Origin of the sequence: Campylobacter concisus, assembly GCF_003048375.1 — a bacterium.
GTDB lineage: Bacteria > Campylobacterota > Campylobacteria > Campylobacterales > Campylobacteraceae > Campylobacter_A > Campylobacter_A concisus_T.
In genome coordinates this window covers 776,978-791,569 of the sequence record NZ_CP021642.1, presented here as the reverse complement: position 1 = coordinate 791,569, position 14,592 = coordinate 776,978, and the positions used below count along the sequence as shown (strand labels likewise).

Genomic DNA, 14,592 nt, shown 5'->3' with positions numbered 1-14,592 from the left:
GTAAATAGGTCAAATTTTCTCTTTAAAGTTTTTATGAAATTTTAAGCTTTAGCCACCAAAAATAGCCACTTTAAAATTTATCTCAAGTCTCTTTTATCTCTCTTTGGTTTTGCAAGAGTTGTTAGCACTATGACGACAAAAGCGATGCCAAATGTGATATACAAAATGATCTTTGGCGAGTCATACTCTATCCTAGATCTTGCGACCTCTTCGCCACTTGCCTCCACTAGCTCGCCGCGCTTTATCATCTCGCTGATATCTTTTGCGCTAAGCTCTTTAGACGCTCTTGTTAAAATTTCTATGACACTAAGATCAGCCACCTCATAAACACTATGCTTTATGCCATAAAATGGCTTTATCTTGCTAAAAAAATAGACCTTCTCGCCATTTGCATAAACTGCGCCATACTCGCCATCTTTTACCAGCCCTACTTCGCGCCAAGATGAGCTTGGGGCAAATTTATATAAAGAGACTGTTTGCGCCTCTAAGTGCCTGCCATGCTTTGAGCGCCGCCACTCTTCGCCTTGCTGTAAGAAATACGCTGAGCTCTCATCTACAAAAACATCAGCATAGAGCCTTTTTAGCTCGCCTTTTAGCTGGTAGTCTGAAATTTTAGCCTGCTCGTTTTTACTGCCATCCCAAAAGTAAATTCCATCTTTGCTGGCAAAAAGAGGCCAAAACGAGTGCATATTATCCACGCTATAAATGGCGCTATAAGGCATATTTTGAGCGCTAAATTTATGCTCATTTGCAAACACCACCCCACTTTTTGGCTCAAAAAGATATTCTATATCGTGCTTTGGGTCATAGCATATCTGGCGCGTCCCATCTGAATATCTTGCATCAAGCCTATAAAAGCCTAAAAACAAGCTTTTGCCATCTGTGTAATATCCGCTAGCAGCGCCGTTTTCTGTCGTGATGTATCTTAGCTCGTTAGGATCTGCGTCAAGCTTTTCGCCCTTGTAGTAAAGCGTGCCGCCGTCTCTTGCAAAGCCAGCGTCAAATATAGGCTCCAAATTTGCACTTTCAACCAGCTTTGTCCTGTAAAAATAAGGGCTATCATCGTAGCTTTTTATAAAAACGTGAACAAGGTTTTTCATAATGGCGCCAAATTCGTTAAATCCCGCCTCTTTCTCGCTTCTAGTGGCGCAATAATAGCTTATCTTGCCATCACTTATATAGCCATTGCCAAGCACTTTGGCACTTTTTGGATCAAGACCTGGCAAAATTTCCCTAGCGCAATAGATATGATTTTTATCAGCTGCCACATTTGAGTAGTCGTATGCGTGTTTTAGCTTTAAGACCCTAAAACTAGCCTCATCGACGCCTTTTAGCTCATACTTGCCACTGCCTGAAATTTGAACGTAAATTTTACCCTCAGGCGAGCGGTAAAACTCGCTACTATCAATGTTTGCAAAGCCTCTTTGATACTCGCCCTCACGCCACAGATAAAGCATCGCCAAAACAAAAAATAGCGTCAAAATGACAAAAAGATAAAGTATCTTAGTCGCAATTTTTCTCATTATCTATAATCATCCACCCTTTTTTTAAGCTCGCTTTTTTGCTTTTTATTTTTAAAAATAGCGCCAACTACCGAGGCCACAAATGCAATGGCAAGAAATATCCAGTAGGCATATTTTTGCGAGTAATCATCAAAGTCGCTTATCGCATCGATCACCACCTCGCCCTCAGCTGGCGTCATAGCGCCTTGATCTACCATTTTTACTATCTCATCAAGTTTTAAATTCTTAACATTTGGACCATAAGGACGAGTGAGAATTTCAACCACGCCAAGGTCGTTTATATCATAAACACTGCTGTTAAAACGCCAGCCGTAGCCGACGTTATCAAAATAATATGTCTTATCGCCGTTTGCATAAACTGCTCCGTAGCCATCGTTTCTTACAAGCCCTATCTTTCGCCACTGCTCTTTTGTATCAAGCCTAACAATACACGTGTGGCGTGAGCTTAGGCTGTGATCATTTTTTGTGTTGTGCCAAATTTCATAGGTTTTTAGAAAATATGTCTTGCCATCACTTATCACCACGTCGCCATATAGCGGCGTTATCTCGCCTTTAAAAGGATCGTCTCCGTCTCTTACAAACTCGCCCTCATCTATGCTGTTATACCACTGCCACTTTCGCTCCCAGTGATAGATACCGCCTTTGCCACGAAAGAGCGCATGATAGGTGTGCCTGTCTTCTAGGTTAAAAAGTGGCTCGTATGGGGCAAATTTTGGGTCAAATTCATGGTCGTTTGCATAGACCATTCCAGAATTTGGCTCATAAAGATAGTGAATGCGCCATATCTCGCCGATATCACGCATTTGCGGGCTAAATTTGATCCTTAGCTTTGTGCTGTCGTAATAGACATTTTCCCCATCAGTCGTAAAATGCACGCTCTTTCTGCCAGATATCTGCTCGATATAACGCATCTTGCTGGCATTTGCGCCCTCTAGCTCTTTGCCCTCATGATAGACCTTTACTCCGTCGCTTGCATAGCCAAAGCCCAAGATCGCTGCTAAATTTGCGTTATCAACCTGCCTAAATTTATAGATATGGGTTTGCGCTTTTGGGGTTTTAAACATTTTATGTGAGAGGATATCCCAAAACTCTTTAAGTGCGGATATTTCAAGGTTTGTCTCACTTGCGCTATCGCAAAAGTATGTTACATTGCCATCACCAAAGTAGCCATTGCCAAGCGCTCTAACGCCATTTGGATCAAGCCCACTCATCACAAGGTTACCGCAATACACCACCTTATCGCTAGCGCCAACGTTTCTGTTGTCGTATTTGCCAGTGTCGATGTATCTAAATTTACTGGCCCTCACGCCTATTAGCTCAAATTTACCCCCACTTGGCACCAAGGCATAGACTTTGTCATCTTTGACGTAAAAAAAGCTATTATTTAGCTCTTTACTATCGCCAATGTCATCATCTAAAATAGAAACTAACCCAAAGATAAAAAAGTAGGTAGCAAAAAATATCACAACAATGGCGATCACTACAGAGATTAGCGGATGTTTTTTTAGCATTTTAGCCTCGTTTCAAACAAATTTAGCGACCTCATCATGCCGCAAAACCTTTCATACATTTAAATTTCAAAACACCTATCCAAATATAAAATATCTAAAAATTAAAAACTTAAGATAAGCAAATTTACCCATCAAAAACAAAAAACAAGCAGCTGCTAATGTAATAATAAGCCTAATAATATCAAATTCCAGCGTAACCCCATAATAAATAAAAACTGACGCAATAAAGCAAAAATAAAAACAACCAAGCATGAAGATCAAATTTGTAATCCTTGCAAAAAGTCCCGACTCCTCGCTGCTTTTTGCGATTAGCCTAATTGTCTCTATCTTATTTAAAAACCCAACTCTTTTATATTTTATCCGGACCAGATCGCCTACTTCATATTTATATATATCAGGTGAAAATGTCTCACTAAACCTCATCTTATCAACGATAATGCTAAGGCTTACAACAGAATTTTGCCTAACAACTCTCGTATTTAGCGCGCTTATCCTACCGATCTTTTTCAAGCTACTCTAGCTCCTCGGCGATCTCAAGCACTTCAAAATACTCATTTTCTAGGCTTTCAAGCTCGGCTTTTGCACTTTCTAGCTCTTCATAAAGCTTAGTAAGCCCCACTTCTTGATAAATTTTAGGATCACTAAGCCCCTCGTTTAGCTCGGCTACTCTTGCTTCAAGAGCTGAAATTTTATCTGGATATGTGTTTAAAATTTGCGTTTGTTTGTAGCTTAGTTTTGCGCCAGATTTACTCTTTTGTTTGGCTTCATTTTGGCTATTTGCTAGCTCTTTTTCAAATTTATCAAGCTCTTTCATCTCATCTTCAAGCTCCAAATAAACGCTATACTCTTCATGCAAGACATTTATCTTTGTGCCCTCAAACGCCCAGAGCTTATTTGCCATCTTATCGACAAAATATCTATCGTGGCTAACTAGCAAGATAGCCCCCTCAAAGCTTTGCAAGTAGTCTTCTAATATGTTGATAGTTGCGATATCAAGATCGTTTGTCGGCTCGTCAAGCACCAGCACATCGTAAGTTTTAGTAAAAAGCATCGCCAGTGCCACGCGGTTTTTCTCGCCACCACTTAAAACGCCTATCTTTTTATCTAAAAATTCCTTTGGAAAGAGAAAATTTTTAAGATAACCATAAACGTGCATATTTCGCCCACGAACTAGCACGTGGTCGCCGCCGTTTGGGCAAAATGTCTCTATAAGGCTCTTATCATCATCAAGGACATTTCTAGCCTGATCAAAGTAGCCGATACTCGCCTCGCCCCTTTTTATCTCGCCGCTGCTTTGTTTTTCAAGCCCTAGCAAAATTTTAAGTAGCGTGCTTTTGCCACTGCCATTTCGTCCGACTATGGCGATCCTCTCGCCCTGCAAGATTCTTGCGTCAAATTTTTCAAAAAGCACCTTGCCATCTATGCTTTTGCCTAAATTTTTAAACTCAAAGAGCATTTTTTTGCGGTTTTGGCTCTGCGTTTGGTTGAAATTTTTACTCGCACGCTCAAGCTCTAGCCTCACTCGCCTTATCACACCTGGATTTTTCTTCGCCTCTTCACGCATAGCAAGCACCCGCTCTTTTCTGCCCTCGTTTCGCTTTAGCCTAGCTTTTACGCCGCGCCTTAGCCACTCCTCTTCAGCCTTTAGCTGCTTTAGCAGCGTCTCATGCGACTTTGCAAGGCTTGCTAAAATTTCCTCTTTTTTGGTTAGATAGTTTGCATATCCGCCCTCGAAATTTTTTAAGCTTGCATCCTCGACCTCAACGCACCTAGTAGCGAGCGCATCGATAAAATATCTATCGTGACTTATAAAAACTATGCTTTGATTTGAGCTTTTAAGCATATCTTCAAGAAATTTGACCATATAGACATCAAGGTGGTTTGTAGGCTCATCAAGCAGCAGCACATCTGGCTTTTTAAGGATGAGCGCGCCCAGTGCCACGCGCCTGATCTCGCCACCACTTAGCGAGCAAATGGGTCTGTTTTCATACTCTTTTAGCTTAAATTCTTGCAAAATTCGCTCGATCTTGTGCTCGATATTCCAGCCGTCCTTTGCCTCTATAAATTTTAAAAGCCTCTCTTGCTCTTTTAAAATTTCTTTGTTCTCTGGGTCGTTTGCTAGTAAAACGCCACTTTTTTCATACTCGCTTATCGCGTCAAATATCTCTTTTAGCTCGTTATTTAGCGCATCTCTTACGCTAAATGTGGCGTTAAAATTTGGATTTTGCGCTAGCATCTCGACGCTTATCAAGCTCTGCACTATGCGTCTGCCGCTATCAGCTACCACCTCGCCAGAGATGATCTTCATAAGCGTGCTCTTGCCGCTGCCATTTTTGCCGATGATCGCTATCTTTTCATTTTCATTTACACTAAGGCTTACGCTGTTTAAAATTTCATTTGCGCCAAATTTTTTACTTACGTCTATTAGGTCGATTAATGCCATTTTTCTCTCAAATTTTAAATTTTTTGGATTATATCAAAAGGGAGCTAAAACCTAATTTGGCTATAATCGCCCCAAAATTTAAAAAGGGAGAAATTTATGAATCTTTCTATGAAAAAACTGGTCGTCCCTATATTTTTAGATATGTTTTTGCACTTTATAACGCTCATCATCAACACCTACATGGTGACAAAAGTGAGCGTGCATCTAGTTGGCGCCATGGGTGCTGGCAATCAAGTGATGGATCTTTTTATGACCATTTTTAACTTTTTAAGCATGGGCTGCTCAGTCGTCGTCGCACAAGCACTTGGAGCAAAGCAAAACGAGCTAGCCTCAAGCGTCATACATGCAAGCATCACTTCAAACACAATATTTGGCGTATTTTCAGCCATCATTATCTACGTCTTTGGCTACAACATCTTAAATTTACTAAACGTGCCAAGTGATCTCATAAACGATAGCTTCTCATACCTTCACATCCTTGGCTTTGCATTGCTATTTGATGGTATCGGCATGGTGCTAGCTGCGGTGCTTCGCGTCTATAACCTAGCAACTGCCGTGATGCTAACTTCGGTTTTGATGAACATCATCACCATCTTTGGCAACGCCATCGCTCTTTTTGGCTGGTTTGATCTGCCAAATTTAGGCTTGCAAGGTGTTGCTATCTCGACATTTGTGGGCAGACTAATAGGCCTTTTTGTCCTACTTTACATGCTCATACGCGTGGCAAAAGTTAGAATTTATCTTAGCGGACTGCTTGTCGTGCCGTTTGGAATTTTAAAGAAAATACTCTCAGTTGGCCTACCAAGCGCTGGCGAAAATTTACTCTGGATGGCGCAATACATGGTCGCTTTTGGCTTTATCGCGAGCATGGGCGAGGCAACTCTTAGCGTGCAGACTATCTACTTTCAGATCACTCTTCTCATCTTGCTTTGTGGAGCTAGTATCAGCGTGGCAAACGAGGTTATCGTGGGACATTTGGTTGGGGCAAGCGAGTTTAACGAGGCTTATACCAGAACCTTTAAAGCCTTGTGGCTTGGAATTTCTATCACGCTCATCGTCGTTTTGATCGCCTACGCCTTAAAGTATAAGATCATGGACGCACTAAATTTAGATGAGAACTTGCGCAAGATAATGCTACCACTCTTTACGCTCTCGATCGTGCTAGAGGCTGGCAGAACCTTTAACATCGTCATCGTAAATGCCCTTCGCGCAAGCGGCGACGCGAAATTCCCACTTGCAACTGGGCTTATCTTTATGTGGGGACTTTCGCTGCCGCTTGGATATTTCTTAGGCATACACCTTGGCTGGGGCATCGTTGGTGTTTGGATAGGATTTTGCGCTGATGAGTGGCTAAGAGGCCTTGCAAATACCTGGCGCTGGAGAAGCAAAAAATGGCAAGAAAAACGCCTAGTTTGAGGCAAAAGAGCCTAAATTTAGACTTTTATGGCCTAAGCGTTTTAATAAATTTTAAAACAAATGTAAAGTCTATGCGCCTAAGAGTTGGCAAGGATGCTAAGATCACGCTTTCTATGCCATTTTACAGCACGCAAAAGATGGCTCTGGCATTTTTAGAGAGCCATAAAATTTGGCTTGAAAATTCCTATAAAAAAGCCATTTTAAATTTGCCAAAAGATGATGAGATGAAATTTCTTGGGCAAATTTATAAGATCAAATTTGATGAGAGCATAAATGTACCATTTTTTAAAGATAAATTTATCATAACGCCAAATTTAAAGGCACTTGAGCGCTTTAAAAAAGCAAGAGCAAAAGAGCTATTTTTAGAGCTTGTAAGCTACTATCAGCCTCATATCAATAAGCCAGTTAGTCGCATCGTCATAAGAGATAGCAAAACTCGCTGGGGCAGCTGCAACCACAAAAAAGGCTATATAAACTTAAGCCTAAGGCTCATCGAAAAACCGCTCTCAGCCGTGCGATACGTCGTGCTTCACGAGCTTACTCACCTGCTCTATCCTCATCATCAAAGCAGTTTTTATAAATTTATAGAAGCCATCATGCCTGATTACAAAGCGCAAGAGCAAATTTTAAAATCGTAATTATTTTTTATCAAGTAAGTGTAAATTTAATATGTTAAAATTGCATATTACTTTACAAAAGGAAAATTTTATGAAAAAAATGATTTTTATCTCGCTTCTAGCAGCTTGCGCTCTAGCAGGCGACTTTGAAGATGGCTTGAAAGCTTATGCTGACTCAAATTTCACTGAGGCTTTGTCTAAATTTGAAGCAGGTTGCGCGGCAAATGACGCAAGATCATGTGCAAAAGCAGGTGCGATCTACCAGCTTGGCAAAACTGACGTGCCAGATAGCAACAAAGCGTTAGAGTTTTACAACAAAGCTTGCCAAGGTGGCGAAAAAGAGGGTTGCTCAGCAGCTGGTGGAATTTATCTAGACAGCGATCCGCAAAAAGCAAGAGAGCTTTTTAACAAAGCTTGCGAGCAAAACGACGGCTACTCTTGCGGCATGATAGGCTCGATACTAATAGAAGCTAAGAAATTTAAAGAGGCTTATACCTTCTTAGAAAAAGGCTGCAAACTAAACGATAAGATGTCTTGCGAGTTTGCAGGCGATCTAAAACGCTCAAAACAACTTTGATCTTTAGGCTTTTAAAGCCTAAATTCTCACTTTTTATAAAATCAATAGAAATTTATAAATAAATTTAAAAGTTTAGGCAAGAGAGCTCTTGCCTAATGTTAAATCGCTCTTATTTGATCAAGCGGTTTATCTTTTATGCCCCACTGAGTCATAAAGACAAAGCCATAAAGAGCTGCTGCTACGATGTAGGCTGTGTATTCGTTTGGCATTAGTCCAAATTTCACGCAGATGTTTGGCACAAGAGCTAGAGGCACGACTGGGATAAGTAGCACTCTCTCCCAAATCCTAAGCTTTGTGACGTAGTATCCTTGAAGCAAGCTTGAAAAGGCAAACATTCCCACGATCGCCATGCCAAATATAAGTAAAATTTCAAGTGGATTGCTCATCCAGACTATCCCTTTTGAATCAAGCGGATCGCCAGTATTTATGCTCTCAATAAGCATAAGTTTGTTGTTAAAGAAAAAGGCAAATGGCAAGATCGCTGTTCTTAGATCGTAAAAAAATCCTTGCACGCCAACGGTTATTGGGTTTGCCTTGGCAATGCCCGCTGCTGCGTAGGCTGCGATGCCAACTGGTGGCGTATCATCAGCTAAAATTCCAAAGTAAAATACAAAAAGATGCACGGCGATGGCTGGGATTAAGAAGCCATTTTTGTGCGCTAAAAACAAGATAACTGGCGCAACAAGACTTGAGACGACGATGTAGTTTGCTGTCGTTGGAAGTCCCATGCCAAGGATAAGCGACATAAGAGCCGTTAAAAGTAGGATCATCATGATGTTATCGCCCGCTAGAAGCTCGACTAGATCAGAAAGTACTTGACCAAGGCCAGTTAGCGAGATAGAGCCCACGATGATGCCAGCAAGAGCAGTTGCGATAGCTATTGTGGTCATGCTCTTTGCAGCTGCGACCATCGCCCAAAATATATCCTCAAAGCCAAGAAGCACGTCGCTTAGCCCCACTTTTTCGCCTGAAGCTAGCTTTTTAGTTGGCTCTTGAAAGATCATTATTAAAAATAAAAATCCAATCGCATTAAAAGCTGCGGCTATGGCTGACTCTTTTGCGATTAAAAGCGTGTAAAGCAAGATTAGAATCGGCGTTATATAGTGAAGGCCGCTAACGAAAATTTTAAATCTTGAGTGAAATTCGCTCTGATCTATGCCTTTTAGTCCAAGTTTAACGCTCTCTAAATGCACGATGAAAAATAGCGACAAATAACAAGCAAATGCTGGGATAACCGCTGCCATCATAACATTTGTATATGTCATGCCTAAAAACTCAGCGATGATAAAAGCAGCTGCGCCCATGATAGGTGGCATGAGCTGTCCATTTACGCCAGCTGCGACCTCGATAGCGCCGGCTTTTGTGCGTGAAAGACCAGCCTTTTTCATAAGCGGTATAGTAAATGTACCAACGGTTACGACGTTTGCTGTTGAACTGCCTGAAACCATGCCCGTTAGGCCACTTGCGATGACTGAGGCTTTGGCTGGGCCGCCTCTATATTTTCCAAGAAGCGAGAAGGCTAAATTTATGAAGTATTGTCCAGCTCCTGCCCTCTCAAGTAGTGAGCCAAAAAGAACGAAAAGGTAGATAAAACTAACGCTAACGCCGATAGGCACGCCAAAGACGCCCTCTGTCGTTAAAAACATATGTCCCGCGATCTTTTCTAAGCTAGCGCCCTGATGAGCGATGATGTCTGGCATATAAGGGCCAAAGTGGTCATATATCAAAAATATAGCGCAGATGATGCCAAGAGCTGGCCCCATCACGCGTCTGCCACCCTCAAGCAAGATAAAGATAGCGATAAATGAGATGATCACATCCTGCTTGATATAATCCCCAGTCCTATCGGCAAGCTCATAAAAATAAACCGCTGGGTAGAGCACAGCCGCTACGCCAACTACGCAGAGGAAAATATCGTAAAATGGCACGCTTGAATGAGCCTTTTTATGAAAAGTGACTGGATATAGCAAATATACAAGCCCAACCGCAAAAGCTAGGTGAATAGAGCGTGAAATGTTAGTATTTAGCGGAAAATAAGCTATATAAAGCTGAAAAACTGACCAAGAAAAGCATACAATCGCAATAAAATAGTTGTAAAAATTGCTATTTATCTCCCTTGTTTTTACCTCGACAAATTGTTCTTCGTTGTCTTTGACTTCGTTCATCTCTCTCCTTTAAAATTTAAATATAAAAATTTAAAAGAATTTGCATATTTAAATTTTATCCAGAGGCAAAAGCCCCTGGAAATTTGAGTTATTTTAAGATACCAGCCTCTTTAAATGCAGCTTCTGCAGCTGGGTGAAGCGGTGCTGAAAGACCTTGAACGAGATCTTCTTTATTTACTGATTTTAGTGCTGGGTGAAGAGTTTTATACTCATCAAAGTTGTCTAAAATAGCTTTTATCACAGCTTTTACAGCCTCATCTTTTGTATCTTTATTAGTTACCAAAACAGCTTTTACGCCGATAGTATTTACGTCGTGATCGACGCCGTCATATGAGCCTTTTGGGATCACACCTTTTGCAAAGTATGGCTTCTCTGCAAGAAGCTTATCGATCTCGCTGCCTTCGATGTTTAGGATATCGATAGGCAAAGATGTCGCAGCGTCAGTGATGTTTGCAGTTGGGTGGCCGACGACAAAGCTATATCCGTCTATTTTTTTATCTTTTAGTGCGTGCGGGCATTCGCCAACTGTTAAAACGCCGCGGTAGCCTAGTTTTGAAACGTCAAAGCCTTTTGCTTTAAAGACTTCAAGCGTACTCACTTCGTTGCCGCTGCCTGGGTTGCCTACGTTGTATTTTTTACCTGCAAAAGACTGGATATCACTTGTTAGACCGCTATCTTTTGCTACAACAAATGCAAGAAGCTCAGGATAGATAGCTACTACTGAGCGTAAATTTTCATCTTTTGCTCCGTCAAATTTGCCAGTGCCGTTATATTTATCATAGACGACGTCACTTTGAACAAAGCCAAAAGTAAGCTCTTTTTTAAGGACGTTATTTACGTTATAAACAGAGCCGCCAGTTGATTGAACAGAGCATTTTACGTCTGTATTTTTATTTGCCAAGCGGCAGATCGCTCCACCTATCGGATAGTATGTACCTGTCATGCCGCCAGTGCCGATACTGATAAATTCTTTTGCTGAAAGTGTTGTTGCCAAAAGCAATCCAGCAAGTGCCAAAGAAGTAGTTTTCATCTAAAATCCTTTCAAAAAATTTAAGGCTATTTTATTCTATAAATTTAGCTTTGTATCTTTTTGATATGATATTTTTATGCCATTTTGGTAAAGTTGCAACTATTCTACACAATCAAGGCTTAAAAAAATATTTTCTTAAGAATAAATTTATATTTCTTTTACGAGCAATCTAAATTTTAAGAGCTAGAAATTATAGCTCTAAATTTAGTCGATAAACCTCTTTGTGATATCTGCGTAGGCATCGATCCTGCGGTCACGTAAAAATGGCCAAATTCTACGTACTTCTTCGCTTCTTTTCATGTCTATCTCAACGATCTTGCATAGCTCGCTATGGCTATCTGCACGGAAAAGCTGCTCGCCTTGTGGCCCGTAAACAAAGCTATTTCCCCAAAATTTGATCCCATCCATCACGCCGCTATCATCTTTTTCAAAGCCGACGCGATTTACTGCGACCACTGGCAGTCCATTTGCCACGCTGTGGCCTCTTTGCACTGCCACCCACGCTTCAAGCTGTCTTGACTTCTCATCATCACTATCGCCCTCAAACCAGCCAATAGCCGTTGGATAGATGAGAATTTTTGCCCCTTTTAGCGCCATCAGCCTTGCTGCCTCTGGATACCACTGATCCCAACACACCAAAACGCCAAGCTTGCCAAGGCTGGTTTCAATAGGCTCAAAGCCAATATCGCCTGGCGTAAAGTAAAATTTCTCGTAAAATCCAGGGTCATCAGGGATGTGCATTTTTCGGTATTTGCCAGCCACGCTACCGTCACGCTCGAAGACAAAAGCGGTGTTATGATAAAGTCCGTCAGCCCTCTTTTCAAAGAGCGAAGTGACTAAAACTACGCCGTTTTCTTTTGCTACCTTGCCCCAAAAAGCAACATCCTCTTGCCAGTCGTTTGCGTGATCAAAGAAATTTGTATCCTCGCTTTGGCAAAAGTACTGCGTCTGGTGCAGCTCTTGACAGACTACGAGATCAGCACCTCCTTTTTTTGCCTCAGCGATTAGCTCAAGCGTCTTTGCGATGGTCGCTTCTTTTGTGCCTTTAAATTCTTGTTGAAGTAGTGCTACTTTCATCTCATCTCCCTTCTTTGTCGTTATATGGGTCTAAATGCGTGGTTATCTGCCACGAAAATTCCTTAAATTTCTCTCTTATCTCAGCTTCAAGCGATTCGGCCACTTCGTGCGCGTCGTAAAGCGAGATATCTTTGTCAAAAACTAAGTGCAGCGTTAAAAATATGGTATTTGCGCTCTGCCTTGTGTTTAGATAGTGAAAGTCTGAAATCCTCTGCTTTGCCTTTATCATCTTGATGATCTCAGCTGTGACCTCAGGGCTTGCTGCGTGATCTAGCAAGACACCAAAGGCGTCTTTGCCAAGACTTATCGCGCTTTGAGCGATGTAGCCACTTATCACGATGCCAAAGATCGCATCTATCATCACAAATCCGCTAAATTTAATGATAAGCAGCGAGATGATGACTGCAAGGTTGCTAAAAAGGTCGATCTTATAGTGCAGCGCGTCTGCTTTTATGATAAGGTTGCCACTTTTTTTAGAAATTTGGTTTAAAAATAGCACCAAACATAGCGTCACTACGACCGAAAAGACCATCACACCAAGGCTTAAGCCAAGGTCTATCTCTAAATTTGGCTCGCTAAATTTCTTAACACTCTCATAAAATATATATCCAGCAGCCACAACGATGATGACGCACTCAAATAGCGCTGCTAACGCCTCTAGCTTTGTGTAGCCAAAGTTAAATCTCTCATCAGCTTGCTTTCTTGACTTTCTAAGAGCAAATAAATTTAAAAGCGAAACGATAAAATCAAGCATTGAATCAATCGCCGAGCCAAGCACAGCGACCGAGCCGCTAAAAAGTCCCGCTGCGAATTTCACAAGTGCGAGCAAAAAGGCGCAAGCTCCTGCTGCGATGACGGCCTTATTTTCGCCCTGCGTGCACTCCTGCTTATTTATGCGGTTAAACTCATAATCAAAAGGACTTCCCAAGTTTAGGCCCTCTTGTATCTATTTTGGCTTGAGCAGTGAAGCGAGCCATTCTGACGAACAAAAACTAGCGAATTTACACCGATGATCTTTCTATCTGGCAGTGCCTTGGCAAGTAAATTTAGCACCTTTTCATCGTTTTCGTCATTATATGTTGGCACGATTAGCGCACCATTTATAAAGATAAAATTTGCGTATGTGCAGCCAAGCCTTTTACCATCATAAAATTTAGGCTTAGGAAGCGGCAGAGCAAGCAGCTTAAAGCCAGTTTTTTTAAGCTCATTTTCCATCCTTTTTAGCTCATCAAAGTGCTCATCGCTCCCATCTTCGCAAGCTGCGTAAGCAATAGTATCAGGCGTGATAAAACGCGCTAAAGTGTCGATATGGCTATCTGTGTCATCGCCTCTTATAAAGCCATTTTCAAGCCAGATGATACGCTTTAAGCCAAATAAATTTTTTAATTTTTCTTCGATCTGCTCTTTGCTAAGCGCTTTGTTTCTATTTTCATTTAGCAGGCATTTTGAGGTGGTTAAAAGCACGCCATCTCCGTTAAACTCGATGCTTCCGCCCTCTAGTATCATATCAACAGGCTCAAGCTTAGTTTTATAAATTTTAGCCAGCTCTAAATTTATCGCATCATCTTTTGAGCTCTTAAATTTACCACCCCAAGCGTTAAATTTAAAGTCATAGCTCTTTACGCCGTCCTTGGTGCAAACGTCGATCATACCGTAGTCTCTGATCCAAGTATCATCAGTCTCAAGCTTTACAAACTCTACATTTTTAAATTTCTTAAATCTGGCAAAATTTGCCTCATCAGGACAGATGAGCACCACCTTTTCATAGGGCGTAACAGCAGCCACAAGCTCCTCATAACCCGCCAAAATCTCCTCTAAATAAGGCTCCCAGTCGCTCTTACTATGTGGCAGCGATAAAAACAAAAGTTCCTGCTCCTCCCACTCTGCATACGCTCTCACGCTCTCTCCTTGTAAATTTTATAAATTCCATATATCGTAATGATTATCCAAAAGACCTCTATCAAAAATGAGCCGAGGTTAAAGTGCACAAAAAGCGAGATTATAAGTAGCACCGCACCTGCTAAATTTATTATCTGGTAGGCTAGATCGTGGCTATTTAGGCGGCCGATCTGAAGTAAAAAGTAGCCCATCACGATGCAAATCATCCCTAAAAAGCCGATGATCTGAAAAAGATCGATCAAATTTTATCCTTTTTGTAAGCTTAAATTTAAAGCGTGATCATATCTAATTAGTTTTAAATTTATGATTATGGGATAAAATATCTCCATTTTTC

13 protein-coding genes are annotated in these 14,592 nt (G+C 41.2%); 3 read left to right on the top strand and 10 right to left on the bottom strand.

The features are described 5' to 3' along the window. Positions 1-77: 77 nt before the first annotated feature. The 4 genes from CCS77_RS03940 to abc-f form a co-directional block, all read right to left on the bottom strand. The gene (locus CCS77_RS03940; RefSeq protein WP_107916629.1) at positions 78-1,523 is read right to left on the bottom strand and encodes a DKNYY domain-containing protein; all 1,446 of its coding nucleotides are present in this window, start codon (positions 1,521-1,523) and stop codon (positions 78-80) included. Then, the gene (locus CCS77_RS03935) at positions 1,523-3,034 is read right to left on the bottom strand and encodes a DKNYY domain-containing protein (protein ID WP_107916628.1); all 1,512 of its coding nucleotides are present in this window, start codon (positions 3,032-3,034) and stop codon (positions 1,523-1,525) included. Before CCS77_RS03935 ends, CCS77_RS03940 begins: the two co-directional genes overlap by 1 nt. A 75-nt stretch (positions 3,035-3,109) precedes the next feature. Then, entirely contained in the window at positions 3,110-3,544 is a 435-nt protein-coding gene (locus CCS77_RS03930) for a hypothetical protein (protein WP_107916627.1), read from the bottom strand. 1 nt (position 3,545) lies between these two features. Continuing rightward, positions 3,546-5,477 (bottom strand): ribosomal protection-like ABC-F family protein, encoded by a 1,932-nt coding sequence (gene abc-f / locus CCS77_RS03925; RefSeq protein ID WP_107916626.1) that lies wholly within the window; start codon positions 5,475-5,477, stop codon positions 3,546-3,548. A gap of 96 nt (positions 5,478-5,573) precedes the next feature. Here abc-f and CCS77_RS03920 point away from each other — a divergent pair, with 96 nt between their 5' ends. From CCS77_RS03920 to CCS77_RS03910, 3 genes are all read left to right on the top strand, one after another. Then, the gene (locus CCS77_RS03920) at positions 5,574-6,893 is read left to right on the top strand and encodes an MATE family efflux transporter (RefSeq protein WP_107916625.1); all 1,320 of its coding nucleotides are present in this window, start codon (positions 5,574-5,576) and stop codon (positions 6,891-6,893) included. Beyond that, entirely contained in the window at positions 6,869-7,531 is a 663-nt protein-coding gene (locus tag CCS77_RS03915; RefSeq protein WP_236635294.1) for a M48 family metallopeptidase, read from the top strand. The genes CCS77_RS03920 and CCS77_RS03915 overlap by 25 nt, the downstream gene beginning before the upstream one ends. Positions 7,532-7,601: 70 nt before the next feature. After that, positions 7,602-8,087, top strand: coding sequence for a tetratricopeptide repeat protein (locus CCS77_RS03910; protein WP_107916624.1), 486 nt, complete (start codon positions 7,602-7,604; stop codon positions 8,085-8,087). Between the two features lie 98 nt (positions 8,088-8,185). On the opposite strand, the gene CCS77_RS03905 is transcribed toward CCS77_RS03910, so the two are convergent. From CCS77_RS03905 to CCS77_RS03880, 6 genes are all read right to left on the bottom strand, one after another. Further along, positions 8,186-10,252, bottom strand: coding sequence for a TRAP transporter permease (locus CCS77_RS03905; protein ID WP_107916623.1), 2,067 nt, complete (start codon positions 10,250-10,252; stop codon positions 8,186-8,188). 88 nt (positions 10,253-10,340) lie between these two features. Next, complete coding sequence (locus CCS77_RS03900) at positions 10,341-11,282, bottom strand: TAXI family TRAP transporter solute-binding subunit (RefSeq protein WP_107916622.1); 942 nt, start codon at positions 11,280-11,282, stop codon at positions 10,341-10,343. Positions 11,283-11,486: 204 nt separating this feature from the next. Next, positions 11,487-12,359: a carbon-nitrogen hydrolase gene (locus CCS77_RS03895; protein WP_107916621.1), complete on the bottom strand. Its 873-nt coding sequence runs from the start codon at positions 12,357-12,359 to the stop codon at positions 11,487-11,489. A 1-nt stretch (position 12,360) separates the two neighbouring features. Then, on the bottom strand, positions 12,361-13,287 hold the full coding sequence (locus CCS77_RS03890) for a cation diffusion facilitator family transporter (RefSeq protein WP_107916620.1): 927 nt from the start codon (positions 13,285-13,287) through the stop codon (positions 12,361-12,363). 2 nt (positions 13,288-13,289) lie between these two features. Next, the gene (locus tag CCS77_RS03885) at positions 13,290-14,258 is read right to left on the bottom strand and encodes an agmatine deiminase family protein (RefSeq protein ID WP_107916619.1); all 969 of its coding nucleotides are present in this window, start codon (positions 14,256-14,258) and stop codon (positions 13,290-13,292) included. After that, positions 14,255-14,500 carry a CBU_0592 family membrane protein gene (locus CCS77_RS03880; RefSeq protein ID WP_002940350.1) on the bottom strand — a complete coding sequence of 82 codons (246 nt, stop codon included), beginning with the start codon at positions 14,498-14,500 and terminating at the stop codon, positions 14,255-14,257. Before CCS77_RS03880 ends, CCS77_RS03885 begins: the two co-directional genes overlap by 4 nt. Positions 14,501-14,592 lie beyond the last annotated feature (92 nt).